The organism is Flaviflexus salsibiostraticola (assembly GCF_003952265.1).
Classification (GTDB): Bacteria; Actinomycetota; Actinomycetes; order Actinomycetales; family Actinomycetaceae; genus Flaviflexus; species Flaviflexus salsibiostraticola.
On the sequence record NZ_CP034438.1, the window covers coordinates 798318 to 821698 of the forward strand.

26 protein-coding genes and 1 other annotated feature are annotated in these 23381 nt (G+C 63.6%); of the genes, 12 read left to right on the forward strand and 14 right to left on the reverse strand.

Features of this window, described 5'->3' with window-relative positions:
• Nucleotides 1–14: 14 nt before the first annotated feature.
• Nucleotides 15–653, forward strand: coding sequence for a metal-dependent transcriptional regulator (locus EJO69_RS03780; RefSeq protein ID WP_126039419.1), 639 nt, complete (start codon nt 15–17; stop codon nt 651–653).
• A gap of 79 nt (nt 654–732) precedes the next feature.
• Here the strand turns inward: EJO69_RS03780 and EJO69_RS03785 are convergent, their stop codons facing one another.
• Together EJO69_RS03785 and EJO69_RS03790 are read right to left on the reverse strand one after the other, a co-directional pair.
• The gene (locus EJO69_RS03785) at nt 733–2064 is read right to left on the reverse strand and encodes an NAD(P)/FAD-dependent oxidoreductase (RefSeq protein ID WP_126039421.1); all 1332 of its coding nucleotides are present in this window, start codon (nt 2062–2064) and stop codon (nt 733–735) included.
• A 164-nt stretch (nt 2065–2228) separates the two neighbouring features.
• Nucleotides 2229–2990, reverse strand: a complete 762-nt coding sequence (locus tag EJO69_RS03790; protein WP_126039423.1) for a Crp/Fnr family transcriptional regulator — start codon at nt 2988–2990, stop codon at nt 2229–2231.
• 102 nt (nt 2991–3092) lie between these two features.
• Here EJO69_RS03790 and EJO69_RS03795 point away from each other — a divergent pair, with 102 nt between their 5' ends.
• Nucleotides 3093–3311 (forward strand): heavy-metal-associated domain-containing protein, encoded by a 219-nt coding sequence (locus tag EJO69_RS03795; protein ID WP_126039426.1) that lies wholly within the window; start codon nt 3093–3095, stop codon nt 3309–3311.
• A gap of 42 nt (nt 3312–3353) precedes the next feature.
• Here the strand turns inward: EJO69_RS03795 and EJO69_RS03800 are convergent, their stop codons facing one another.
• The 3 genes from EJO69_RS03800 to EJO69_RS03810 are packed head-to-tail and all read right to left on the reverse strand — an operon-like array spanning nt 3354 to nt 5635.
• Nucleotides 3354–4349 (reverse strand): ADP-ribosylglycohydrolase family protein, encoded by a 996-nt coding sequence (locus EJO69_RS03800; protein ID WP_126039429.1) that lies wholly within the window; start codon nt 4347–4349, stop codon nt 3354–3356.
• 54 nt (nt 4350–4403) lie between these two features.
• Nucleotides 4404–5300, reverse strand: a complete 897-nt coding sequence (locus tag EJO69_RS03805) for an inositol monophosphatase family protein (protein WP_126039432.1) — start codon at nt 5298–5300, stop codon at nt 4404–4406.
• Between the two features lie 56 nt (nt 5301–5356).
• The gene (locus EJO69_RS03810; RefSeq protein WP_245993760.1) at nt 5357–5635 is read right to left on the reverse strand and encodes a metal-sensitive transcriptional regulator; all 279 of its coding nucleotides are present in this window, start codon (nt 5633–5635) and stop codon (nt 5357–5359) included.
• Between the two features lie 107 nt (nt 5636–5742).
• On the opposite strand from EJO69_RS03810, the gene EJO69_RS03815 reads away from it, so the two are divergent.
• From EJO69_RS03815 to EJO69_RS03840, 6 genes are all read left to right on the forward strand, one after another.
• Nucleotides 5743–5928, forward strand: a complete 186-nt coding sequence (locus tag EJO69_RS03815) for a hypothetical protein (protein WP_126039435.1) — start codon at nt 5743–5745, stop codon at nt 5926–5928.
• A gap of 19 nt (nt 5929–5947) precedes the next feature.
• The gene (trxA, locus tag EJO69_RS03820; RefSeq protein WP_126039438.1) at nt 5948–6325 is read left to right on the forward strand and encodes a thioredoxin; all 378 of its coding nucleotides are present in this window, start codon (nt 5948–5950) and stop codon (nt 6323–6325) included.
• A 198-nt stretch (nt 6326–6523) separates the two neighbouring features.
• Nucleotides 6524–7948: an MBL fold metallo-hydrolase gene (locus tag EJO69_RS03825; RefSeq protein WP_126039440.1), complete on the forward strand. Its 1425-nt coding sequence runs from the start codon at nt 6524–6526 to the stop codon at nt 7946–7948.
• A gap of 13 nt (nt 7949–7961) precedes the next feature.
• A complete protein-coding gene (locus tag EJO69_RS03830; protein WP_126039443.1) occupies nt 7962–8732 on the forward strand; it encodes a sulfite exporter TauE/SafE family protein in 771 nt (256 codons plus the stop codon).
• Nucleotides 8733–8786: 54 nt separating this feature from the next.
• Nucleotides 8787–9338 (forward strand): DUF4395 domain-containing protein, encoded by a 552-nt coding sequence (locus tag EJO69_RS03835; protein WP_126039445.1) that lies wholly within the window; start codon nt 8787–8789, stop codon nt 9336–9338.
• A 90-nt stretch (nt 9339–9428) separates the two neighbouring features.
• Nucleotides 9429–9704: a rhodanese-like domain-containing protein gene (locus EJO69_RS03840; RefSeq protein ID WP_211331487.1), complete on the forward strand. Its 276-nt coding sequence runs from the start codon at nt 9429–9431 to the stop codon at nt 9702–9704.
• 61 nt (nt 9705–9765) lie between these two features.
• Here the strand turns inward: EJO69_RS03840 and EJO69_RS03845 are convergent, their stop codons facing one another.
• The 4 genes from EJO69_RS03845 to EJO69_RS03860 form a co-directional block, all read right to left on the reverse strand.
• Nucleotides 9766–10410, reverse strand: coding sequence for a response regulator transcription factor (locus EJO69_RS03845; RefSeq protein WP_126039450.1), 645 nt, complete (start codon nt 10408–10410; stop codon nt 9766–9768).
• 146 nt (nt 10411–10556) lie between these two features.
• The gene (locus tag EJO69_RS03850; protein WP_126039453.1) at nt 10557–10781 is read right to left on the reverse strand and encodes a hypothetical protein; all 225 of its coding nucleotides are present in this window, start codon (nt 10779–10781) and stop codon (nt 10557–10559) included.
• Between the two features lie 225 nt (nt 10782–11006).
• Complete coding sequence (locus tag EJO69_RS03855; protein ID WP_164519862.1) at nt 11007–11492, reverse strand: transposase; 486 nt, start codon at nt 11490–11492, stop codon at nt 11007–11009.
• A 77-nt stretch (nt 11493–11569) separates the two neighbouring features.
• Complete coding sequence (locus tag EJO69_RS03860) at nt 11570–12928, reverse strand: IS256 family transposase (RefSeq protein ID WP_425454737.1); 1359 nt, start codon at nt 12926–12928, stop codon at nt 11570–11572.
• Between the two features lie 110 nt (nt 12929–13038).
• On the opposite strand from EJO69_RS03860, the gene EJO69_RS03865 reads away from it, so the two are divergent.
• Nucleotides 13039–14025 (forward strand): IS481 family transposase, encoded by a 987-nt coding sequence (locus EJO69_RS03865; protein WP_126037620.1) that lies wholly within the window; start codon nt 13039–13041, stop codon nt 14023–14025.
• Here EJO69_RS03865 and EJO69_RS03870 read toward each other — a convergent pair.
• Nucleotides 13996–14847, reverse strand: a complete 852-nt coding sequence (locus tag EJO69_RS03870) for an IS110 family RNA-guided transposase (RefSeq protein ID WP_126039460.1) — start codon at nt 14845–14847, stop codon at nt 13996–13998. The genes EJO69_RS03865 and EJO69_RS03870 overlap by 30 nt on opposite strands.
• Nucleotides 14848–15147: 300 nt before the next feature.
• Between EJO69_RS03870 and EJO69_RS03875 the strand changes: the two genes are divergently transcribed.
• Nucleotides 15148–16512 (forward strand): FAD-binding oxidoreductase, encoded by a 1365-nt coding sequence (locus EJO69_RS03875; RefSeq protein WP_126039463.1) that lies wholly within the window; start codon nt 15148–15150, stop codon nt 16510–16512.
• Nucleotides 16513–16535: 23 nt separating this feature from the next.
• On the opposite strand, the gene EJO69_RS03880 is transcribed toward EJO69_RS03875, so the two are convergent.
• The 3 genes from EJO69_RS03880 to EJO69_RS03890 form a co-directional block, all read right to left on the reverse strand.
• On the reverse strand, nt 16536–16952 hold the full coding sequence (locus tag EJO69_RS03880; RefSeq protein WP_126039466.1) for a DUF302 domain-containing protein: 417 nt from the start codon (nt 16950–16952) through the stop codon (nt 16536–16538).
• A 163-nt stretch (nt 16953–17115) separates the two neighbouring features.
• On the reverse strand, nt 17116–17634 hold the full coding sequence (locus EJO69_RS03885) for a DUF421 domain-containing protein (RefSeq protein WP_126039468.1): 519 nt from the start codon (nt 17632–17634) through the stop codon (nt 17116–17118).
• A 124-nt stretch (nt 17635–17758) separates the two neighbouring features.
• Nucleotides 17759–18280 (reverse strand): GNAT family N-acetyltransferase, encoded by a 522-nt coding sequence (locus EJO69_RS03890; protein WP_126039471.1) that lies wholly within the window; start codon nt 18278–18280, stop codon nt 17759–17761.
• 501 nt (nt 18281–18781) lie between these two features.
• On the opposite strand from EJO69_RS03890, the gene EJO69_RS03895 reads away from it, so the two are divergent.
• Both EJO69_RS03895 and EJO69_RS03900 read left to right on the forward strand, forming a co-directional pair.
• Entirely contained in the window at nt 18782–21478 is a 2697-nt protein-coding gene (locus tag EJO69_RS03895) for an N-6 DNA methylase (protein ID WP_126039474.1), read from the forward strand.
• 3 nt (nt 21479–21481) lie between these two features.
• Nucleotides 21482–21925 (forward strand): hypothetical protein, encoded by a 444-nt coding sequence (locus EJO69_RS03900; protein ID WP_126039477.1) that lies wholly within the window; start codon nt 21482–21484, stop codon nt 21923–21925.
• A gap of 12 nt (nt 21926–21937) precedes the next feature.
• Here EJO69_RS03900 and EJO69_RS03905 read toward each other — a convergent pair.
• Nucleotides 21938–23202 (reverse strand): IS3 family transposase gene (locus EJO69_RS03905; protein WP_126042319.1). Its coding sequence is split into 2 segments (ribosomal slippage): nt 21938–22899 and nt 22899–23202, totalling 1266 coding nucleotides; the frame shifts between segments, so codons are not numbered across the junction.
• Nucleotides 22769–22903 (reverse strand) — a sequence feature (AL1L pseudoknot). (Overlaps the previous gene by 135 nt.)
• Nucleotides 23203–23381: the final 179 nt, after the last annotated feature.

Below are 23381 nucleotides of genomic sequence, written 5' to 3' on the forward strand. Positions count from 1 at the left end.
TCGAAGGAGGGGCTATGGCGGAACTGACGAGGGCAACACAGGATTATCTCAAGCGCATCTGGTCCGCGACCGAATGGTCTGACGAACCGGTGACGACGGGACGGCTCGCACGTGACCTGGGGCTGTCGCCCTCGACCGTGTCAGAGTCGATCGCCAAGCTGGCGCGCGAGGGACTTGTCGAGCATCGCAGGTATCAATCGGTCACGCTCACCGAGGAGGGCACGAGGCACGCGCTGAGGATGGTGCGCGCCCACCGCCTGATCGAGACCTTTCTGCACAGCCGCCTCGGCTACTCCTGGGACGAGATCCATGACGAGGCCGATGCTCTCGAGCACGCCGTGTCGCTGCGCTTCATCGAGGCGATCGATGAGCATCTCGGCAGACCCGAGTACGATCCGCACGGAGACCCGATCCCGCGGCCCGACGGAACCGTCCCCCCACGGCAGGCGATTCCCCTGGAAGAGGCCGCCGACGGCGAGGCGACGGTCCTGCGGGTGGACGACTCAGATCCCGAGCGGCTGCGCGAGGCCTCGACCATCGGCCTCTACCCGGGGCAGGCCGTCAGGATCGACGATGGCGTCGTCTCCATCGATGACGCAGCCGCTGAGATCGGCCGCTTCGAGGGCGGCGTGTGGGTGACGGACAACCGCTGACGACGGGCGACTGTCGCCGTTGGGCCATCGCGCATGTCGCCGCGAAGGCCCAACGATCAGCGTCAACGCACGACGGGTCTCAGCGCCACTGATCGTGGCGCTTCATCGACCGCGTGGCTGTCAGCGGGCCGATCATGGCGTTGCGCGAGTAGTCGGTGATATCGCCGACGATGAGGTTGCTGCTCCGACCCCACGTGATGTACTTCATGCCGAGGTTGACCATGGAGGAGATCCTGTTGCGGCCGCCCATGAGCGTCGCAATGTGGACCGAATTCCAGATCATCCACGCGGTGAATCCCTTGAGGACGGGAAGGCCGGCCACCTCGGCAACAGCGTCGGCGCGGCCGATCGTGGCGAGGACGCCGAGATCCTTGTAGTCGAACGGGTCGGTCTGTTTTCCCTCGATGAGGTTGGTGATGACCTTCGCGGCGTGCGCGCCGGTCTGCTTGGCGGGCTGAGCCAGCTGCGGGAGCGGGCCCCCCTCAATGGCGGCAACGTCGCCCGCGGCGAAGACCCGGGGAAGACCCTCAACCTGGAGGGTGCCCGAGACTGCGATTCGGCCGCCGCGGACCTGGGGAAGGTTCCAGTTGGCGATCGGCGGGACAGCAACGCCCGATGCCCAGAGCACGGCCGCTGCCGGCATCCACGTCTCCTCACCCGACTCGTCCATGGACCGGAGCGTCACTCCGTCCGCACGAACCTCCTTGACGGACTGACCGAGAACGACGGTGACGCCGCGCTTCTCGAGCTCCTCGCGGGTGTAGGTCGAGGACGGCTCGCTGAAGGCGCCGAGGACGCGATCGGCCATGTCGACCAACATGATCTCCATCGCCTCCGGATCAAGCTCCGGATAGAGGACGGGCAGATCCTTGTCCTTGAGCTCCGCGAGCGCGCCGGCCGTCTCAACTCCGGTCGGCCCGCCGCCGACGATCATGATGCGCACCTTCTCATTGGGGCGCTTCGTCGCCGCATCGAGCAGACCATTGATACGGTCCCGGACGTCGATCGCCTCCTGGCGGGTGTAGAGGGGCAGTGCATGCTCCTCTGCGCCGGGGATGCCGAAGAAAGCCGCAGAGACGCCGCTGGCGACGATGAGGTAGTCGTAGCGGATCGTCCTGCCATCGTCGAGGACGACCGTCTGCTCCTCGTGATCCATGAACTCGACCGAGCCGAGCTCAACGCGGAGATTGGGCTGCTTCCTCCTGATTGCTCGGAGGAAGTAGGTGACATCTCCCGGATTGAGCGTCGATGTCGCGACCTGGTAGAGCAGCGGCTGGAATGTCGAATAGGGGTTGCGGTCGACGAGGGTCACGCGCATCCGCGCTCGGCGCAGGCCGCGGGCGGCGGCGATGCCGGCGAATCCACCGCCGACAATGACGACGTGTGGCAGCGAGGAGGTTTCGGAAGTCATAGCGTCGACATTAATGATGCGGGGAGATTTGCAACAGAGTGCGAAGTTTAACGTCCGTCACCTGCGCGAATACCTGCGGCCGGGATTCTGCGGAACTGCGTCGAAAAAGGACAACTCCGGCATTCGACTCGTTCTCTCACCGCTGAAACGGCGTTTGTGCTCCCTCAGGCCGTGGCGAGCTCCTGGATGTCGCGCGGTCGAAGCACCCTCGTCCATCGTCTACCGGAGTCGATGATGCCCTGCGCCTTCCACCTGCTCATCGTCCGCGAGACCGACTCGGGGGTCGATCCCGCCATCGCGGCGAGATCGACTCGGCTGAGCGGAAGGTCGATGAGGATGCCCTCCTCGTCGCGCCGCCCGACCTTTCTCATGAGCATGAGGAGGACATCGGCCAGCCGCTGGGGCACAGGCCGACTGCCATGGGTCTCACTGTGGCGGGAGCGGGCGAGCTTGTGGGCGAGATCGTCGACGACGTTGACCGCCACCGTCGGGTAGGTCAGCATGATCGACGTGAAGCGCTCCGCCTCGATCCGCAGGGCACAGGTCACCGAGAGGGTGGCCACCGAGTCGGTGTAGACGGGCGCGCCCAACTGGGGCAGGACACCGACAAGATCCCCCGGTACGGCGATGTCGACGATCCTCGTCGTCCCATCGGCCGACACCTTCTCGACCTTGGCCATGCCCTGGGCGATGACGTGGAGAGCATCCGCATGGTCCCCCTCGATCTGGAGGTACTCCCCCGGCGACCACGCATGCGACGTGATCTCTCTGCTGATGGCATCGATCTCGTCATCGCTGAGGTCCCTGAACCACTTGACCGCGCGCAGAACGCGCAGCCGCGTCTCCTCGGAGCACTGATGCGGCTCTCCGGCAGACTTCGTCACCGGCGATCGAGCCATCGACACACCCACCTTCTCTTCGATCATCTCCAGTGTAGGCGACTGCGCGTTGATTGACGCAGGTCATGGTCGCCCCGGAGCCGCCGCCATAGCCTGGGCACATCAGCACGTTCAAGGAAAGGACACACCATGTCAGCCACCACTCTTCTCCGCGCTCAGGGCTTCTCCTGCCCCTCCTGCGTCGACAAGCTCGAGAAGGCTCTCGGCAAGGTCGACGGGGTTGAGAAGGTCGAGGTCCAGTTCGCGACCGGGAAGATCACCGTCGATCACGCCGAGTCGGTCGATGCCCAAATCCTCGCCGACACGGTGACCAAGAGCGGCTATCCCGCCAAAGTCGCGGCCTTCTGACCGGACGCAGTCCGGCAGCGGACCGACGGTCGACCGCTGAGCTCAGGTGAGCCCCGCACCGCAGATCGTGCTGCCTCGTCCCGATTGGGCGAGCAGCCGGTCTGCGATCGCCACATTCATTGCCGTGCGATCGAGAGTTTCGAGGACGCTCGCGGGGAAGGCTCCGATGCCGGAGGCGGCTCCCAGCAGGGCCCCGGTGAGGGAGCCGATGAGGCAGCTCTCGCCACCGAGCTGGGCTGCGGCACACAAGCCACGGTACGGGTCGCGAGCATAGGCCTTGGCCAGCACAATCGCTGCCGGAACCGCCTCGCCCGCCGTGTTCGACAGGCCGACGATGTCATGGAGGTGGCCGATGAGCTCGACGATTCGCAGGTCGGCCGACCAGTCGATGGCCTGGAGTGTCCGGGCGATGACAGAGGCCTCAGGTGTCCGCTGGGCATTGTTGCCTGCGCTCGCGGTCTCGGCCAGAGCGATATCGACGGCATCGTGAATGGACGCCCCATCGACTGCGGCGCTGACCATGGCCGCAGCGAGCATCGCGGCCTCAATGGATTGGTGCGTTTCACCGGTCACGGAACACAGGCGTGCGACCGTGTCGAGAAGACGATCACGATCCTCCGCCAGCGACTGGGCGATGCCGATCGGCACCGCCATGGCCGCAGAATCAGCTGTCGAGGAGCCGCTGCGCTGGACCGGTTGCCCGTCAACCGCCGCCCATACATTCGGGCCGAGCACGTCGTCGCCGGCTCGGGTCGCATCGTGCCAGCCGCGCAGCGCGGTGATGGAGCGACGAGTGTCGATGCCGTTCTCGTCTATGAGGCCTGCGGTGAGGAGCATGAGTCCTGTCCGAGCACTGACGGATCCAGCCGGTGCGCCGGGACTGAGGGGATGTCCACTCCACGCGTCGCCGAGGCCCGTGATGAGGCCATACTGCGTGACGACGTCCTCCTCCGTCATCCCCTGAGTGGGGATCCCGAGGCTGTCTCCGAGAATGAATCCGGCGAGTGCGCCCCTCGCCCGGTCTGTGAAGTGGTCCATCTCTCTTCCTGCCGCTATTCGTTGATCGGACGCTATCACCGGTATTTTTCGGCCTCAGGGCATACGGAAACCTTCGGAGTGTCCTTCTACCTGCAGCCGCTCTGCGACACCCTCGAGCTCGTCAAGGGCAAGGCCGATCTGCGGAATTGAGCGGCCGGGGGCGATGACGCCGTAGCCCGGCAGCTGCCAGGGAAGGTCACCATGTCCGCCCAGAAGATTCGACGAGAGGAACTCCCCGCCCGCCTCCTGGACGAGGGCGATGCCGCCGGCGGTGTCCCAGGGGCTGGCGCCGACACCGTATGCGGCATCAGCCCAACCCGCCGCGACGCACGCGATCTCAATGGCGGCGCTGCCGAGATTGCGGACCCCGAGCACGCTGCCGCTCAGCTTCGCGGCGACGGCGAGGCCCTCGGGCCCCCATGTGTGGTGATCGCGCGCGCTGGGGAACCCTGTGAGGACGAGACTCTCGGGGGCCGTTCGCTCGATCGGCTCGCCCAGACGAATCGGCTCCTCCCGACTGAAGGACTGCACCCACGCGCCGTGCCCCGTCGCGGCATAGAACTCGTGTCCGAGCAGCGGCGCGTTGACGACGCCCGCGATCAGCTCGCCACCCGCCTCCGCGCCGACCGAGAAGGCAAAGGTCGGCATGCCAGCCGCAAAGTTCGCAGTACCGTCGATCGGATCGACGTAGAAGGTGACAGGGCCATCTCCCGGCCGTTCGCCCTGCTCCTCGCCGACAATCCGGCAGTCGGGCAGGGCGCTGCGGAGCGCCTCGACGGCGATCTCCTCGCTCTGCCTGTCATGCTCGGTCACCACGTCGTATTGGTCACGCTTGAGATCCCGCTCGACGTGCGTGCGGGCCACGCTCTTCAAGTAGTCTGCGACCCGATCTCCCGCACGGCGCATGGCGAGTAGAACGGTCATCGGGTCAGCGGCTTGGATGTCTGTCATGTCGCCTCCTCAGCGCCCAACCTAGCGAGAGAACCTGAATACTCGGTGGGCGCGCTTCACGCCAAGCGGAGGAACAGCTCCTCGAGCTCCTCGGGATCCTCGGTGCCATCGGGATTCATCAGGCATTCGGTCAGGGCTCGCGAGATGACGAGGTAACCCGCCCGGTCCAGAGCCTTCGACACCGCCGCGAGCTGGTGGACGGTCTCGCGGCAGGGAATATCCTGATCGAAGGCCTCGATCATTGCCCCGAGCTGACCGTGGGCGCGTCGAAGGCGATTGAGGATTTTTCGCTTCGCCTCTGCCCTACTCTCCTCACTGCTCTCCATCTGCGACATGGTTTCCTCCCCTTCACTTGACAGACAACATACCCCCGAGGGTATCCTGATCCGGACGCAGATAATACCCCCCGGAGTATTTCGGGCTAACACTGAAGGATAGAAGAATGTGCAGTGCAACCACCTGCCGCACCTGCGGGAAGACGACATGGACCGGCTGCGGCCAGCACGTGGCCCAGGTAAAGAGAACGGTCCCCGCCTCCCAGTGGTGCAACGGGAAGCACACCCAGGCTGAGATCGACGCCGCCAAAGCCGAGCGCGGAGGATTCTTCGCCCGGATGTTCAGCCGGTAGAAGGAAAAAGGAGAGAACCATGGCAACAGTGAATCTCACCGCGAACACCTTTGCGGACACCGTCGGCGGCGACGGCATGGTCTTCGTCGACTTCTGGGCAGCCTGGTGCGGCCCATGCCGCTCCTTCGCACCGACCTACGAGAAGGCCTCCGATGCCAACCCCGACATCGTCTTCGGCAAGGTCGATACGGAGGCTGAGCAGCAGCTCGCCGCCCAGTACCGGATCCAATCGATCCCGACCCTCATGGTCTTCCGGGACGGCATCCTCGTCTACGCCCAGCCGGGCGCGCTTCGCGCTCCTCAGCTCGACCAGCTCATCCAGGGCGCTCGCGATCTCGACATGGACGATGTCCGCCGGCAGCTTGCCGAAAAGCAGAGTGCCGCAGCCGACGCGTAGCCCCCCCACTATTCAACGATTCACCCTTCGAAAGGAAACCCCTATGTGTGCACGAACCACCTGCTCGAACTGCGGCAGGCCGACCTGGACCGGATGCGGTCAGCACGTCGACCAGGCCCTCCAGGGCGTCCCCGAGCACGATCGCTGCTCATGCAGGTAGACCACCTGCTCCACCGCTGAACCTCGAAAGGCATCACCATGCTCCTCGAACGCATCTACGATGAAGACCTCGCGCAGGCCAGCTACTTCGTCGGCTGCCAGGCCAAGGGCACCGCAATCGTGGTCGACCCGCGCCGCGACCTCGACGTCTACCTCAACCTTGCCAGGAAGAACGGCATGACGATCGTCGCCGTCACCGAGACCCACATCCACGCCGACTACCTCTCCGGAACCCGTGAGCTCGCCGCCGCGACAGGCGCGACCATGTACGTCTCCGACGAGGGAGGTCCCGACTGGACGTATTCCGACGCCTTCGACGCGGCGGTCCGCATGAAGGACGGCCACCGGATCACGCTGGGCAACATCACCCTCGAGGCGGTCCACACCCCCGGTCACACACCCGAACACATGTCCTTCCTCATCACCGACGGCGCGCAGTCTGACAAGCCCGGCTTCATGCTGACCGGGGACTTCGTCTTCGTCGGCGACCTCGGCCGGCCTGACCTCCTCGACGAGGCGGCCGGAGGCATCGATACCCGCTTCCAGGGGGCGAAGGACCTGTTCCGCAGCCTGCGCGACCGGTTCCTCACACTTCCTGACTACATTCAGGTCCTTCCCGCGCACGGCTCCGGCTCTGCCTGCGGCAAGGCACTCGGCGCGGTTCCGTCATCGACGATCGGCTACGAGAAGAACTTCTCCTGGTGGGGCAGATACCTGAAGAACGATGACGAGCAGGGCTTCATCGACGAACTTCTGAGCGGTCAGCCCGATGCCCACGCCTACTTCGCGCGGATGAAGACGGAGAACCGCGAGGGCCCCGCCGTTCTCGGCGACCTGCCCGAGCTCGTCGAGTACAGCGCGGAGGATCTGTCGTCCGCACTCGCCGACGACAGCGTCATCCTCATCGACACCCGGCACCACCGGGCCGTCCACGGAGGCACCGTCCCCCGGTCACTCAACGTGCCCGGTGTCGGCAAGGCGGCCAGCTACGGCGCGTGGGTCGTCGACCCGCAGCGCGAGAAGCGTCCACTCGTTGTTCTCGCAGATGATCGTGAGACTGCCGAGGAGCTGAGGGATCACCTCATCCGAGTCGGCATCGATTCCGTCCACGGTTACATCACCGCATTGGATGGTCTCGACCTCGTCACCCCGACCGTCATCTCCCCGGATGACATCGACGACTTCCCGCACGTCCTCCTGCTCGATGTGCGAAACAAGTCGGAGTTCTCCGACGGGCATGTGCCCGGCGCTGTGCAGCTCTCAGGCGGCCGCCTCATGTGGCACCTCGACGAGCTTCCCGAACCGGACGCAGGAACCGTCCTCACCTACTGCCAGAGCGGGGTGCGCAACAGCGTCGCCGCGAGCGCACTGCGCCGTGAGGGCTACGAGGTCGCGGAGATGGACGGCAGCTACGCCGCCTGGGTGTCGCGCCCCGGCAACGTGCCCGTCCTCGAGTCGGTCTGAGCCTGGAGTCTGAGTGGACCCCCTCCTCATCATCGCGTCTCTCCTCCTGGCCGGGCTGGTCGGGGTCTCACTCGGACTCCTCGGAGGCGGCGGTTCGATCCTCACCGTCCCCATCCTCACGTACGTGCTCGGCATGGAGCCGCGTGAGGCGATCGCCGCCTCCCTCTTCATCGTCGGTGCCACGAGCGCTGTCGGCATGATTGGTCACGGGCGGGCGGGCCGTGTCCGCTGGCGCATCGGGCTCCTCTTCGGAGCGGCCGGGATGGCCGGCGCCTTCACGGGCGGTCTGATCGGCGGTCGGATACCGGGCGGGATCCTCATGGTCCTCTTCGCCCTCATGATGATCGCCACCGCCGCCGCGATGTTTCGCGGCAGGCGGGACGCGAAGGCGGATGCCCCCGCTGGAGGGCCGCCCCTCGTCCGGATCCTGGTCGATGGCTTCGCCGTCGGCATCGCCACCGGCCTCGTCGGTGCGGGCGGCGGGTTCCTCATCGTTCCCGCGCTCAACCTCCTTGGCGGGCTGCCCATGGCGGTCGCGGTCGGCACCTCACTCCTCGTGATCACGATGAAGTCCTTCGCGGGGCTGGGCGGCTACCTGCTCTCGGTGTCCCTCAACTGGCCGATCGTCCTCGCCTTCACCGGGGCTGCCATCGCGGGCTCCTTCGCGGGTGTCGCCGTGGCCGGGAAGATTCCGGAGCGGGCCCTGCGCAGAGGATTCGGCGTCTTCGTCCTCATCATGGGCGTCTTCGTCCTCATCCAGGAAGTCCCCGCACTCCTCGGCTGACCGGCCTCGCGTCGGCCTCGCCCCACCCTCTGACTGACCTGCAGGAGGTCACCTATGGCGTCGTCCGCCCTCCCCCGCATCGGCACACATGTACCCGGATACCTCGTCCCCGTCATCGACGAGCGCGCCGTGCGCGCCGCAGCCGGCATCCTGCTCCTTGTCGGTGGGATCGCGTTCGGTGCCGCGCTCTCCGCCGGCTCGAGCGCCCCACTCACACCGTTCGGCATGCTCTTCATGGTCGACATGCTGGCCCGCATCGGGCTCGGCGACCGCTGGTCGCCCAGCCTTGCCCTCGGCCGTCTGGCGGTGCGCGGCCAGAGGCCCGAATGGGTCGGCGCTCCCCAGAAGGAGTTCGCGTGGATGCTGGGGTTCGGCCTCGCGTTCGTATCCTGCTCGACGATGGGGCTGGTGGCGGCGCCGCTCTGGGTCACGCTCGCGCTCTGTGCCACGTGCCTCACCCTGCTCTTCCTGGAGTCGGCATTCGGCATCTGTGTCGGCTGTGCACTCCAGCGGCACGTCGGCAGAGCCACACCCATGTACTGCCCGGGCGGTGTCTGCGAGACAGACGGCCCGGCACGCTCAACCACCGTTCTCCGGAAGGATTGACAGATGAGGCGAGTTCTCACGGCGGTGTTTGCCGCTGCCGCAGTAATATTTGGTCTCGGAGCCTGCTCCGACGACGGACAGGAGATACCAATGTCAGACAACGCCATCATTCTCGATGTGCGCACGCCGGGCGAATTCGCAGCAGGCCACCTCGATGGCGCACAGCTCATCGACTACAACGCCGGAGAGGTGCCGGCCGCGATCCCGACACTCGATCCGGATGCTGAGTACCTTGTGTACTGCCGCTCGGGAAACCGCGCGAGCCAGGCCATCGCCCTCATGGAGGCGGCGGGGTTCACCCAGGTCACCAACCTGGGCTCGCTGGAGAACGCGGCCGAGGCGACCGGCATTGAGGTCGTGCGGTAGCAGCGGTCCGTTCACGGGTCGTGACAGTGACAGCCCCGCCCGGCTTCACCCCGACGTTCCGTCAGGCCAACGTCAGCACGCTGACCAGCTCGGCGCGAGAAGCGGTGCCGGTCTTGCTGAGGAGCGCTTTCACGTGATCCCTCACCGTGTGTTCGGAGATGTGGAGCCGCCGTGCGATCTGCGCAGTCGAGGAGCCATGGAGCAGCGCGCCGACGACATCGCGCTCACGCGCGGAGAGTCCGTAGGCCAGGGCTCGTATCGGCAGGATCTCGCTCGGGATCGATTCCCCGATGATGAGAACGATCTCGGATACGTCGCCGCCCTCCGTCACCGTGCAGTCGCCACGCAGGGTCAGCCACCGGCCGGACCGCCCGACGAGCCGGGTCGATGCCGGGATGCGGCGTCTGTCCTGTGCCCGCGCTCGGGCCATCATCACGACCATGTACGCCTCACCGGGAAGCGACCATGCGCCGCCGTGATCGTTGAACGGGCACAACCACAGGTCCGAGAGAAACCGTTCCGCCTCAGGGGTCATGGCGATGGGAGCACCCATCTCGTCCGCGGTGACAATTCCCGGCCCTGTTCCCTCATGTCCCCCGACGCCGTTCCGCGCCGTGCGCCGCAGGCCCAGCGCAACGTCTGAGCGAACCGCGTCGAGAAGACGGAGATCCTCATTCGTGAAGTCCTCATCGTGCGCCTCCCTCACCAGATTCGCGACACCGAAGCATGCGGAACGTAGACGTCGTGAAAGCGCGGACTCAGATCCGGTTGCCCCTGCAGGGTCCGGTGGAGGGTCGCAGGTTTTCCGCCACTCATGTGCAGCGCTTCGAAATTGTTGACATCGGAGGTGAGCTACTCGTTCTGCATCCACGGAACAGCCATGACCTCCGGCAGGTTCTCCACCGTTGTTCCGGTGCCCAGCGCAGTCGTCTCGGGATCTGTTGCGCTCACCAGAGAGCCGGCGAAACCGAGAGCCGCCTCGAGATGGTCTCGCACCCCGGTGAGAAGCTCCGCCGTCGTGGCGGCCTCTGCGCACAGCCCGCGCACACGATCCGCGACACGGTCGGTCTTCGACATGGGCACCCCCGGTGACCTGGCCCCTGCACGCCTGTAGTCCGATACCAGTCGCGGCGGCTGAGGCGTCGGGCCTCCTCTGATTGCCTCAGATTATCGTCGCCTCACTGCGCATCGTCAATGTTCCTGCGGCCATCCCCGCAATACCCCCCTCATCTGAGGGGGTGATCCACCAGGATTTCGGTTGAACGGGAGTAGTGCCCCTTAGAGTGGATGCTCCTATTGTTGTCAAGCTGCTTTTTCCAATGTGAGTTGGTTGATGGTGGCGGTGGCGAGAGCTTCGAGTTCTCGGTCGGCGCGGGTGCCGATCTCGAGCCGTTGGAGACGCTGCCGGGGAACACCGAGGGTGTCGGCGAGAACAGTCAGCGGGATGCCGGCTTCTCGTCGTAGCTGGCGAAGCTCTTGGCCTACCGGGTTGTCGAGGCCGGGGCTCATGAGCACCTTGTAGATCTCGTTGGCGATGTGTCGTTTCAGGCAGCGCATGATGTCGCGGTCTGAGAGTCCTTCGGCGCGGCGTCTGGTGAAGTAGGCGACGGTGCGTGGTTCCCGGTGTCGCATGCGGAGGAGAACGATGCGGTGCAGGGCATTATTCGCATTCCTGTTTCCGCCGCGAGAGAGCCTGTGCCTGGTGCGCTGTCCGGAGGAAGCGGGAATCGGGGCGACGCCGGCTAGTTGTACTGACCGGACAGGTTGGTTGAGGCAGTGCGATGACACGCGCTGACTTGTGACGTGAAGAGAGGGCCTTCCGCGAGAGCCTGTCAAGTTTTTTGTGTAAGTGTGGTGGCTGGGGCTTAGAGGTAGGGCTGGATTCGGTCGGGGTAGGCGAGTGCGAGTTGGCCGAGTGCTTGTTTCCAGTTCGTGACGACGAGTCCTTCAACCAGACGTCCCTCGGCAAGTCGTTTGGATCCTCTGGGCAATCCGCGTTCTTTTGCTCGGTCACGAGCCCGTCTGTCTTCGATATTGCAGATCGCCAGCCACAGGAGCTTCACGGCTGCGTCATCGGAAGGGAAATGGCCGCGGTTCTTGGTGACTTTACGCAGCTGGTAGTTCAATGATTCGATGCTGTTAGTGGTGTAGATGACCCGGCGCAGCATCGGTGGGAAAGCCAGGAAGGGTGTGAACCGTTCCCAGGCTTCGTCGAAAACGCGCACGGAGTGGGGATTGGCCTGTCCCAGCTCGCTGGCTGCGAACTGATCCAAGGCCGCACGAGCCGCCGTGGCGTCGGGGGCCTCATAGATGGTCTTGAGAGCCGCGGCAACGGCTTTGCGTGACGTGTAGCTGACAAACCTCATCGCAGCGCGGATCAGGTGGACCACACAGGTCTGGACGGTGGCCTTGGGCCAGGTCGCCTCGATCGCCTCGGGGAAGCCGGTCAGCCCGTCACAGCACACGATCAGCACGTCGTGGAGCCCGCGGTTGGCGAGCTGGGCACAGACCCCGGCCCAGAATTTCGCTCCTTCTGTGGCTTGGATCCAGATCCCCAGCACGTGCTTGATTCCGTCCATATCCACGCCCACCGCGATGTGGGCGGCCTTGTTGCGCACATGGGCACCATCTCGGATCTTGATGATCAGCGCATCGAGATAGATCACCGGATAGAAGGCCTCCAGGGGGCGCTGCTGCCAGGCGAGCATCTCATCAAGGACCGCGTCGGTGATCTTGCTGATCGTCTCCCGGCTGAGCTCCACTCCCACAGTGGAGGCCAGGTGATGTTCGATATCGCGGATCGTCATCCCGCCCGCGTACAGGCTGATGATCATCTCATCGAGCTGATCCAGGCGCCTGGAGCCTTTAGGCACGAGCATCGGGGTGAAGGTCCCATCGCGATCACGCGGTATCGCCAACTCGATGTCCCCGACGCTGGTGGCCACCGTCTTGGAATACGAGCCGTTACGCGAATTTGGGTACAAGCCGGCGTCCGGGTCGCCCTTGTCATAGCCGATATGGTCGCTCAGCTCGGCTTGGAGGCCACGCTCCAGGCCAGCCTTGATGATCTGCTGGATCAGGCCGTCCTTGCCCTCCAGCTCAATGTGGCCAGCATCGATAGCGGCATACAGGTCATCGAGAACACCTGCCGCTTCCAAGGCCTGAACGCCCTCACGCTGGAAATGACGACGCTCCGAGCGGTCCTGCTTATCAATCATGGACATCAGTATCACTGCTTTCGTGTCGGACACCACCCCTTACACAAACAATCTGACACCTTCGTCCGCGATTGAGTGGGAGTTGCGAAACCAGCACTCCGAGGAAGGCCCTCCGTATGTCCCACGCTAATGCAGCCCTGACCCCTCGCGCCCGTTTGACCGTCGCCCGGCTCGTCGTCGACCAGCAGGTGCCGATTGCCGAGGTCGCGGCTCGGTTCCAATGCTCCTGGCCGACGGTCAAACGCTGGGCCGACCGCTACAGGTCTGGTGAGTCCATGCAGGACCGTTCCTCTCGCCCGAAGACCTCGCCCCACCAGACCCCGTTGAAGATCAGAAGACGAATCGTGAGCCTGCGGCTGCGGCTACGGGAAGGACCGGTCCAGCTGGCCGTCCGGGTCGGGCTGGCACCCTCGACCGTTCATCAGATCCTGCGCCACTGCCGACTGAACAGACTCGCTCACGTAGACCGCGCCACCGGGGAGCCGGTGCGCCGCTATGAACACCCCCACCCCGGCTCGATGATTCACGTCGATGTGAAAAAGCTCGGCAACATCCCCGACGGCGGCGGCTGGCGCTTCGTCGGTCGCCAACAGGGAGGCCGCAACCGCATAGCAACGCCGGACAAGGCCCGCAACCACCACCACAACCCGAAGATGGGCCACGCCTTCGTCCACACCGTCATCGATGACTACTCCCGCGTCGCCTACGCCGAAGTCCACAATGATGAAACCGCTCTCACTGCCGTCGGGGTGTTGGAGCGGGCCACAGCCTGGTTCAACACCCGAGGCGTCACCGTCGAAAGAGTGCTCTCCGACAACGGTCCGGCCTACCGCTCGATACTATGGCGCGAAACCTGCGCCAGGCTGAAGATCACAGCAAAACGGACCCGCCCGTACCGACCCCAGACCAACGGGAAGATCGAGCGCTTCCACCGCACCCTGGCAGACGGGTGGGGCTACGCCCGCTGCTACACCTCAGAAACCGAGCGACGAGACGCCCTACCAGGATGGCTGCATCACTATAATCATCACCGACCCCACACAGCCTGCGACAGGCTCGCCCCAATCACCCGCTTAACCAACCTCCCCGGACAGTACAGCTAGTGCCGCGAACGAGGCGCTACTGGTGAGGCGTTCGGGATTGTCGCCTGCCGCGACCAGCAGCGTTGCAGCGGTCACTGGTCCGACACCGCTGGAGGCGTAGAGGGCAGGATTCACCGCTCGGATCAGTGGCACCATTTCCCGTTCGATGATGGCGATCTCCTGGCTCAACGCCGAATGCCGGACGGCAAGACGTTTCAACACGCGGCGGGCCGTGTGTTCAGGGCTTGTCCCAGAGCCCGGCCGGGTTCGACATAGCGTGGCGACCAAGGCGATGGTGCCAAGCCTGCGGTAGTCGTCTCGGACAGTGTCAGGGGCGGTGATCAGCAGCGCATGGATCTGGTTCATCACCTGGGATCTCGCTTTGGAAGCAGACCTGCGTTCTGTCAGGAGCATGCGCAGCGCCTCGACCTGGCCGTCGCCGGCCTTGGGAATTGCCGTGTCGATACCGGCCAAGACGGTCAGCGCGGCCTGTCGCGCATCGAGTGGGTCTGATTTGCCGCGCATGCGCCTGACCCGCCGGTTCGGGCGAGCCACCTCGGCGACGTCGAACCCGGCAGCGGTAAGTATCCGCGCAATTCCTGCGCCGTAGGATCCGGTCCCCTCCACCCCAACTCGGCTGACCGTTCCCGCAGTCCGCAGAAACTCAATGATCTGCTGGTAGCCGTCGGCGGTGGCCGCAAACTGCTGGTCGCTGATCGGTCGGCCGAGCTGGTCGACGACGGCGACATGGTGCGTGTTCTTATGCGTATCGATGCCCGCCACCAGCTCGTTTGGCGCCGTATCCCATGTTGCAGCTAGAGGCTGCAGTGTCATGCTTGTCATAGACGGGTTCCCTTTCCATCGCAGTTTTCGTCGTCGCGGGTCGGGGTGGGCAGACAGCACAAAGGCGAGACGACTTCCCGGTCAAGCTCCTATCAAGTCATGTCCCTCCCGCCACCGCGGGTTGGTCCCGATGTCGATGGACAGATCCACTAAAAGACAACCCTCACGGGTGTCGGTGTAATTGAGAGTCACACCGACACCGGGAACATGTCCATCATCTCTGTGGAGCCGCATGGTGGTCGTGTGCGTCGTTGCTGACATGAGCGCGGTCACAATGGTCGACAACCACAGGAGGATGACATGAAAGCGACCAGACCCGTGACGACCCAGGCATCCGTGCTTCGCCCCGGTGAGAGCGGCTACGAGGAGCTGTGCGCCGGCTGGAACCTTGCGTGGACCCAGAGGCCCGCCGTGGTCATCGGTGTCGAGACCGAGAGCGATGTCGTGGCCGCTATCCGGCTCGCGGCGGATGAAGATCTTGCCGTCGCAGTCCAGAACACTGGACATGGCATCGCAGTTCCGGCGGATGGCGACACAGCGCTCATCGTCATCTCACACCGGGATGACGTCACCATCGATCCACGTGCTCGTACAGCGACAGTCGGCGGCGGCGCCTCGTGGCAGCCAGTCCTCACCGCGGCACAGCACCACGGGCTTTCACCGCTTCTCGGATCCGCCCCACATGTCGGCGTCGTCGGCAACACGTTGGGAGGAGGGTTCGGATGGCTGGCGCGCAGGTACGGGCTTGCCGTCGACTCGGTCCGTGCCCTCCGTGTCGCGCTGGCCGATGGTCGGATCGTCACCACGAGTCCCACTGAGGAGGCTGAGCTCTACTGGGCCATGTGCGGCTCGGGCGGCAGCTCACTCGGCGTCGTCACTGAGATCACTCTCGACCTCACCCCCGTCGCGACGGTGGTGGCCGGCAACCTCTTCTTCCCACTGGAGGACGCACATGCTCTCTTCGAGCACTACCTCGACTGGACGGCATCGGCGCCGGAGGAGCTGACGAGCGCCTTCAATATCACCGCCTTCCCACCCCTCGAGATCGTGCCCGAGCAGCTCCGCGGCCAGACGTTCGCCATTGTCCGCGGATGCTGGTGCGGCGACCCGCGTGAGGGAGACCGCCTGCTCGACCACTGGCGCTCATGGCGAACGCCGCTCATGGACACGTGGGGACCCATGGAGTTCTCACGATCGGCGGAGATCTCCATGGACCCAATTGACCCACTCCCCGCGGCGTCGAGCGGGAAGTGGCTGACGGAGATCAACACATCTGTACTCGAGGCGATGCTGGAGACGGTCACCGGTCCGATGCTCTTCGCAGAGACTCGCCACGCCGGGGCGGCCGTGTCCCGCCCGAATCCGTCAGTCAGCTTCTCCGCACGCCACGGGGAGCGGATGCTCGAATTCGTCGGTCTCATCACCGGTCCGGGTGCCGATGAGGAGATCGACCACCGCATGGAGGATGCGTGGGCTCGCCTTGGCGCCAGCCTCGCACCGCTGCCCGGCTATCTCAACTTCGCCGAGGGCCACGAGAAGGCTCAAGCCGCCCACGGCGCGTTCGACCGGCCGACGGCTCAGCGCCTCGCGGCGGTCAAGCGTCGCAACGACCCGGAGAATGTCTTCCGGCACGGCATACCGTTCGCCGAGCTCGGTCGAGACTGAGCGGCGCGACCGGCCGATCAGTGTCAGCCGGCGGAGCCGCCCATGGACGCAAGTGCCGCCTTCAGCCTGCGATCGGCGTCATCGGCCACCTCGCGGACGAGGGGACTCTCGCTGAGCTCGACCATTGTTGCCGGGTCGATCGTCTCGATCGTCGTCTGCTCGTCACCGTCTGAGCGCCTGATGACGACATTGCAGGGCAGCAGTGCGCCGATGTGGGGGTCGCCCACCAGTGCCCTGCTCGCCAAGGTCGGGTTGCAGGCTCCCAGAATGAGGTAGTCGCCGACCGCGTCGGCGGCCTCGGGTCCGAGTTTCGCGGTGAACGTCGCCCGCATATCGACCTCAGTGATAACACCGAAGCCCTGGTCCGTGAGTGCCTGGCGGGTCTGGTCCACGGCTTCCGAAAAGTCCAGATCCACAGAGATGGAATGAGTGTAGGTCATGATGTCTCCTCTCGGTCGGCAGTCGGGCCACGCATCGGAGAGCCGGCGCCGCTGCCGCCTCCAGGGTATGACACCAGTCTGGGATTGGCCCCATGTACTGAAGGGCCGCGTGGGTGGGCCGAGGCATGCAGGGCCGCGACCGTCACTCTCGCGCACCTGCCGATCAGATGTCGGGGTGCTTCTGTGCCTCCGGGTTGACCGGCTCCTCGCTCATGACAATGCTGACCATGCCGTTCGGCTCGATGAAGGCCCGCTCGACCCGGGACATGTCGCGGACACCGTGGAGTCGCAGCTGAGATTCGACTTCCGAGGCTGACATGAGCTCTCTCCGCATCGCACTCCAGTTGAGCCGGCCGTCTTCGATGATGGGCCGCGGGCGGGGCTTGAACAGGAGTCCAAGCCGTGGCCACCTGAAGGACACCGCGTCAATGACGACGCTCCAGAGAATCACCGTCACGACGAGGATGGCGCTGTCGCCGATGGTCGATGCCTCGCCGAGCAGCCCAGGGCCAGCCGCATCGACAACAAGGAGTATGACGAGAAGGTCACCAAGCCCAAGACCTCCCGCTTCCCTGCGCCCGACGATCCGCAGGAGGAATGTCAACCCCAGATAAGCTGCCGTCCCCCGGAGAAAAAGCTCGGCATATCCCATAGTCGGCGTGACGATCTCGCCCCAGTTCATCCCATTCTCCTTCGGGTGCTCCACGATAGATTTCCACATGCTCCGGGAAATGTCGCCCGATGGCGCGCCAGGGGCAGGTCCGGTCTGCGGCACCGGCGTCGGATGGCTGCGTACAGCCGAGGCCTCAGAGAACGCGCTCGAAAAGGTGGAACTGGTTGAGGTCCGTGGTGGGGTAGTCGATTGTGTGCAGTCCAAGGTCCCTGAACCCATGGCGAGCATAGAGGGACCGGGCGGGAATATTGTCGACGAGTACGTCGAGCCGCACCGCCACGCAGCCCCTTTCCTGGGCAATACGCACAGCAGAGTCGATGAGGAATCCCGCCACGCCCCGCCCCTGGAACAGCGGAGTCACTCCGAGGGCGTGGACGATGAGGGCCTGCCCCTCCCCCGCTTCGACGGACCATGCGGCCGTATCGTAACCCTCGCCCGTTTCGTGGTCGAGCACCATGACGCCGGCAACGTCGGTCCCAGACTCTGCGATGTAGAGGTTCCCCTCCTCGATCCAGTCGGTGATCATCTCCGGCGTGGGATGGCCCTCAGTGTGCCAGTGCCGATAATCGACCGTCTGCGCGAGGTGGGACTTGATCTGCTGGTACGCGCCCTGTACAGCGGCAATATCGTCCGGCTGTGCGATCCTGAGAATCACGGCTCCACCCACTCGTCAGTCACGCGAGCCCCGCTCGCTCAGCTGCCACAAAGCAGAGAGCCCGGCTATCAGCCGGACTCTCTGTGCGATCCACTGGATCTGTGGTGGACGCGGGTGGACTCAAACCGAACACCTGGCAGCGGTTCGAGCGGCTGAGTTCCGCGTGGAATCAGGCGAGACTGGGTATCAGCGATGAGCCAACGGGCGACTTCGAGGCAGAATCCGGCGTGGTCACGAAGCCAAGGGGACGAGCTAGAACACCGTTGACGGAGAGTGAAGTGGACTCTATCCGAACTGCCCGGATGAACGGCGAGAGCGTGGTGTCAATCTCGCGGCGGTTCGACGTGCACCGGATGACCGTATGGACGCACACCAAGGACTTGATGTCGTAGCCGGCTCCGGAACGCGCCCGCAACGCCTCGTGGACATGTACCCCACCGGACGCAGGTTGATGCTATCATCAAGCCATGGGTTCATCGAGGCTACGAGCGTGAGGGCAACGTGACAGGCAGCAAGTTTGGGCAGCTCGCGGATCTCGGCAACGAGTCCAGTGTCGAGCAGTTTTTCGTCTCCCGCTTGCTGAAAGACCTTGGTTACAAGGACAGTCAGATCAAGCCGAAGGCAAGTATTGATGAACTCAAGATCTCCAGAGGTCGCAAGAGTGAGAAGTGGCGACCCGACTACGCGGTAATCGTCGGCAGCAAGGTCCGCTGGATCTGCGAAGCGAAGGGCGTGGAGGAGAATCTCGATGACTGGGTTGGCCAGTCGCAGAGCTACTGCCTCGCACTCAACAGCACCCAACCGGACAATCCGGTCGAGTTTTTCATGCTCACGAACGGTGTCACTACGCGCGTGTACCGATGGGACGATTCAACTCCAATCACCGAGGCGTCATTCGGCGACTTCGTAGACGGGAATCAGGCATACTCGAGCATCCGCACCCTGCTCGCACCCGAATCATTCAAGGCCGCACCGGCGTCAGATCCGGTAGCCGAAGGTGAGCACATTCTTCGACGACGCTCGGTCTCTGATCTGAACTCCGACTTTGCTTGGGCTCACCGGCTAATCTACAAGCGGGATAATCTGAGTTACAACGCGGCCTTCATGGAGTTCGTTAAGGTCATCTTCCTCAAGCTTCACTCTGATCGAGAAGCGCACGCCGATCCGAATTTGCGAGAACTTGACGACAAGTCCATAGTGGTCCCCGCTGAGGCCGTTAAGTTCTCGTCCGCGTGGATCAAATCCCGCGAGGCCGACACGCCGAGCCCACTCGACTCGATTCTTTTCCAGAAACTGCTGAGCGACTTCGAGATCGCAATCACGAATGGGCGCAAGAAGCGCATATTCCCAAAGGGCGAGCGACTACTTCTCTCCCCTGACACGCTTCGCGTCCTTGTCGGTCGACTGGAACACGTTGACCTCATCAGCATTGACGCTGATCTCAACGGCCGCATGTTCGAGACGTTCCTCAACTCGACACTCCGAGGGAAGGCCCTCGGGCAGTATTTCACTCCTCGTAGCGTTGTGAAACTCGCGACAGGACTGGCGCAGTTGCGCGCAGATGATAAGCATATCGACCGGGTGATCGACGCGTGCTCGGGAACCGGGGGCTTCCTCATCGAAGCTCTCGCTGACATGTGGTCGAAGCTTGACGCGAATGCTTCACTATCGAACAAGCGCCGCGAAGAGCTTAGGATGCAGGTGGCCGAGCGATCACTGATCGGCGTTGATGTGGCACGCGACCCTGCGCTCGCGCGCATTGCCCGCATCAACATGTATCTGCATGGAGATGGCGGCACAAGTGTTTATCAGCTGGATTCCTTGGACAAGAAGGTCTCGCCCCATCCGACTGATGAACCGGAAATCGTTCAGGAGAAGGCAGAGTTTCGAAAGCGCCTGAAGGAGGCCTCAACCGCTTCTGGAGGCTCCGAGCCTCTCGGGTTGGCCGACGTCGCCCTCACAAACCCTCCATTCGCGAAGGAGTACACCCGCGACGAGGAGGGCGATGCGAAACTCCTAGATGACTACATGTTGTCGTATGACACGAGCGGAGGCGCAAAACGGCCGCTCAAGTCCCTCAGCTCGATGATCATGTTCCTCGAACGCTACTTCGATCTACTTGGCCCTCGTGGTCGGCTCGTGACGGTCGTAGACGATAGCATTCTCGGTGCTCCGAGACACAAGAAGGTACGTGAGTGGATTCGGAAGAACTGGATCATCCGCGCGGTCGTGTCGCTGCCTGGCGATGCGTTTCAGCGGTCCCAGGCGCGAGTCAAGACCTCGCTCATCGTGCTAGAGAAGAAGTCCTCCGAGGACGAGATCCAGCCCAACGTGTTCATGTACTACTGTTCATGGGTCGGAGTTGACGACCCATCCCGTCAGCGGATACTTCCAGTAGATGCCGAGAATCGCGAGCGGGCTCGCAAGGAGATCGAGCAGGTCAGCGCGCTGTACCGAGCGTTCCAGGCAGGCCAACCTGAGGCCGTTCCCTGGACGGTAAGTGCCGCGTCAATCACCGACCGTTTCGATGTAAAGGCCTGTTTGCCGGAGGCGGAGGCGAGAGTGCCGGATTGGGAAGCGGCCGGCTTCACAATTCAGCCACTCGGAGAACTTCTCGAACTAGCCGTAAACGAGGAGAACCATGTCGATCGTGTGATTGACACGTCAACCACGGATGACCTCGTTACCTACCTCAGAGTGCGCTACGACGGCTTCTGTGAGGCCGGTGATGAAGTGGCCACCGTTGAGATCGCAAAACAGACCCTGACTCGCGTCCGAACTGGTGACTTCGTGTTCAGTCACATCAACGCGATCCACGGTGCGGTAGCCGTGGTGCCAGAAGAGTATGACGGCCTGGTTGTCACCAACGAGTACACGGTCTGCAGACCAAGCAGCGACCTTAGTGCCAGCGTCATCTGGGCGCTTGTGCGATCGTCCGAAGCCCGCGCCGAGATGCTCCTACTTGCAACCGGAATCGGGCGGACCCGAGTTCGTTGGGACGAGCTAAAGAAGCTACGGCTGCCTGTACCAGGCGAGGAGGTGCGGAGTCGAATCGACGACGCAGTGAAGCGAGCAAACGAAGCTGAGGACGCCATGCGTCGCCTACGTGCCGAAGCGAGCCGCACGGCGTCGATCGAGATGCTCCTGGATAGCGAGCGCTCACGGTCAATAATCGCGGCGTTCAAACCACCCCGTTGAGCCGTGACTGACATCACTGAGTTCCTACGAGATGCGGCCGCATTCGCGGGCGTCACAACCGACGACATACTTGCGAAGGCGTTGCATATTGAGGATGGCGCGATCGCGCCGCTTGTAGACGGGATGGATGACACGACCAGAGCGCTCGTTGTTCGTCTGGATCGTGAACTTCGTATTCGAAATCCGGGTCTGCACTACGTGACAAGAAAAATGTTCATCGGCTATCGCAGAGAGGGCACCACGAGCACGCCCGTGGGCGAGAGGTCGCAGATCTTCGCAAGCATCATTCGCAGCCCCTCCCGTCTCGACGTGGTATTGCCGGTAGACCCGGATAGATTCGGTTCAATCCCCAACGCGAAGGACCTCCGGGGCAAAGGCCACCACGGTGTTGGTGACCTACGCGTCTCGCTCTACTCAGTCTCGGACATTGAATCGCTCTGGGTTTGATGGAGGCTCTTTTTATTTGATTCCGATCAGCACGTTGGGGGTGCTGGTAGCAGTGTAGTGGGTGTTCTCGAACTCGATCGGTGGTACGTCTCCGAGGTAGCCGTGAAGGCGTTCAGTGTTGTGCCAGTGGACCCAGCCCAGGGTGGCCAGTTCTAGATCCTCGATCGTCTTCCACGGACCCGGATGTGCCGGCCCGCGCACGAGCTCGGTCTTGTAGTATCCGTTAACCGTCTCAGCCAGAGCGTTGTCGTAGCTATCGCCAACAGTACCGATCGAGGGAACAGCGCCGATCTCCGCTAGTCTCTCGCCGTAGCGAATGGACGTAAATTGACTGCCTGCATCGCTGTGACACCGAAGCCCGGGCAGGTGAGTCCCGCGCGACCAGCGGGCCATCTCGATCGCATCGAGGACCATGGGTGTGCGCATATGCGAGGCGACTCGCCAGCCGACGATCATGCGGGAGTAGACGTCGATGATGAAGCACACATACGCGATCCCGGCCCAGGTGGCAACGAATGTCAGATCGGTGACCCACAGCTGATTCGGGCCTGTGGCGGTGAAATCACGGTCGACCAAGTCAGGATGCCGAGGGACAGTCGCATCACGGTGAGTGGTTCGGACTTTCTTGGTCCGTCGTGCCCCTTCGATCCCTGCTGCTCGCATAAGACGGGCGGTCTGATCGCGGCCGATATCGATTCCCGCACGGCGTGCAGCCTTCCACAGCTTCCGCACTCCATAGACGCTGTAGTTCGCTTCCCACAGCTCAAACAGCTGGGGAATCAGCTCCGCGTCCCGGATCGCACGAGCAGAGGGGCCACGTTTCTTCGCGGCGTAGTACGTGCTTGGAGCCACCTGCAATACCCTGCAGATGGACTCGACTCCAAGACGGCGCCCGGCCACAATATCGTCCCTATTTAAGTCGATGAAGGCCACTATTTCTTGTGTTGGCGGTCGAGTTCCGCCCCGAAGAAAGACGCTGCGCGTTTGAGGATCTCGTTGGCCCGGCGCAGCTCGCGGTTCTCCTGCTCAAGCTCGAGCAGACGGCGGGCCTCATCAGTGCTCACACCAGGGAGGTGGCCATCGTCGATATCGGCCTGACGCACCCAGGTGCGTACCGATTCTGGGCCGTATCCGAGCTGATCGGCAACTCTTTTGACCGTGCCGTTCTTCGTGCCCAGCTCTTTACGTAAGGCGCGCACCATGCGCACCGCTGCCGCCTTTTCCTCTGGTGAATACCGCCGCTGCGAGGCGCGTCCGGGATTGTTCATAACTGACATTATTCCATCCTTGTTTCCAAGCTCAGGAATCTCCATCAAACCCAGAGCGATTCACATCGAACGCTTCCTGAGTGACTTCGACTATTGGCTAAAGCCCAGTATTTAATCTCTTGATGCCGTGGAGGCTCGGGCTGGTCCGTCATGATGCTGTCTTCGCAGCGGGCAGCGATGAAGTTGGC

Coding starts and splice junctions, on each gene's coding strand:
- EJO69_RS03780 (WP_126039419.1), top strand. CDS start 15: ATGGCGGAACTGACGAGGGCAACACAGGATTATCTCAAGCGCATCTGG.
- EJO69_RS03785 (WP_126039421.1), bottom strand. CDS start 2,064: ATGACTTCCGAAACCTCCTCGCTGCCACACGTCGTCATTGTCGGCGGT.
- EJO69_RS03790 (WP_126039423.1), bottom strand. CDS start 2,990: ATGATCGAAGAGAAGGTGGGTGTGTCGATGGCTCGATCGCCGGTGACG.
- EJO69_RS03795 (WP_126039426.1), top strand. CDS start 3,093: ATGTCAGCCACCACTCTTCTCCGCGCTCAGGGCTTCTCCTGCCCCTCC.
- EJO69_RS03800 (WP_126039429.1), bottom strand. CDS start 4,349: ATGGACCACTTCACAGACCGGGCGAGGGGCGCACTCGCCGGATTCATT.
- EJO69_RS03805 (WP_126039432.1), bottom strand. CDS start 5,300: ATGACAGACATCCAAGCCGCTGACCCGATGACCGTTCTACTCGCCATG.
- EJO69_RS03810 (WP_245993760.1), bottom strand. CDS start 5,635: ATGTCGCAGATGGAGAGCAGTGAGGAGAGTAGGGCAGAGGCGAAGCGA.
- EJO69_RS03815 (WP_126039435.1), top strand. CDS start 5,743: ATGTGCAGTGCAACCACCTGCCGCACCTGCGGGAAGACGACATGGACC.
- trxA (WP_126039438.1), top strand. CDS start 5,948: ATGGCAACAGTGAATCTCACCGCGAACACCTTTGCGGACACCGTCGGC.
- EJO69_RS03825 (WP_126039440.1), top strand. CDS start 6,524: ATGCTCCTCGAACGCATCTACGATGAAGACCTCGCGCAGGCCAGCTAC.
- EJO69_RS03835 (WP_126039445.1), top strand. CDS start 8,787: ATGGCGTCGTCCGCCCTCCCCCGCATCGGCACACATGTACCCGGATAC.
- EJO69_RS03840 (WP_211331487.1), top strand. CDS start 9,429: ATGTCAGACAACGCCATCATTCTCGATGTGCGCACGCCGGGCGAATTC.
- EJO69_RS03850 (WP_126039453.1), bottom strand. CDS start 10,781: ATGTCGAAGACCGACCGTGTCGCGGATCGTGTGCGCGGGCTGTGCGCA.
- EJO69_RS03860 (WP_425454737.1), bottom strand. CDS start 12,928: ATGTCCATGATTGATAAGCAGGACCGCTCGGAGCGTCGTCATTTCCAG.
- EJO69_RS03865 (WP_126037620.1), top strand. CDS start 13,039: ATGTCCCACGCTAATGCAGCCCTGACCCCTCGCGCCCGTTTGACCGTC.
- EJO69_RS03870 (WP_126039460.1), bottom strand. CDS start 14,847: ATGACAAGCATGACACTGCAGCCTCTAGCTGCAACATGGGATACGGCG.
- EJO69_RS03875 (WP_126039463.1), top strand. CDS start 15,148: ATGAAAGCGACCAGACCCGTGACGACCCAGGCATCCGTGCTTCGCCCC.
- EJO69_RS03880 (WP_126039466.1), bottom strand. CDS start 16,952: ATGACCTACACTCATTCCATCTCTGTGGATCTGGACTTTTCGGAAGCC.
- EJO69_RS03885 (WP_126039468.1), bottom strand. CDS start 17,634: ATGAACTGGGGCGAGATCGTCACGCCGACTATGGGATATGCCGAGCTT.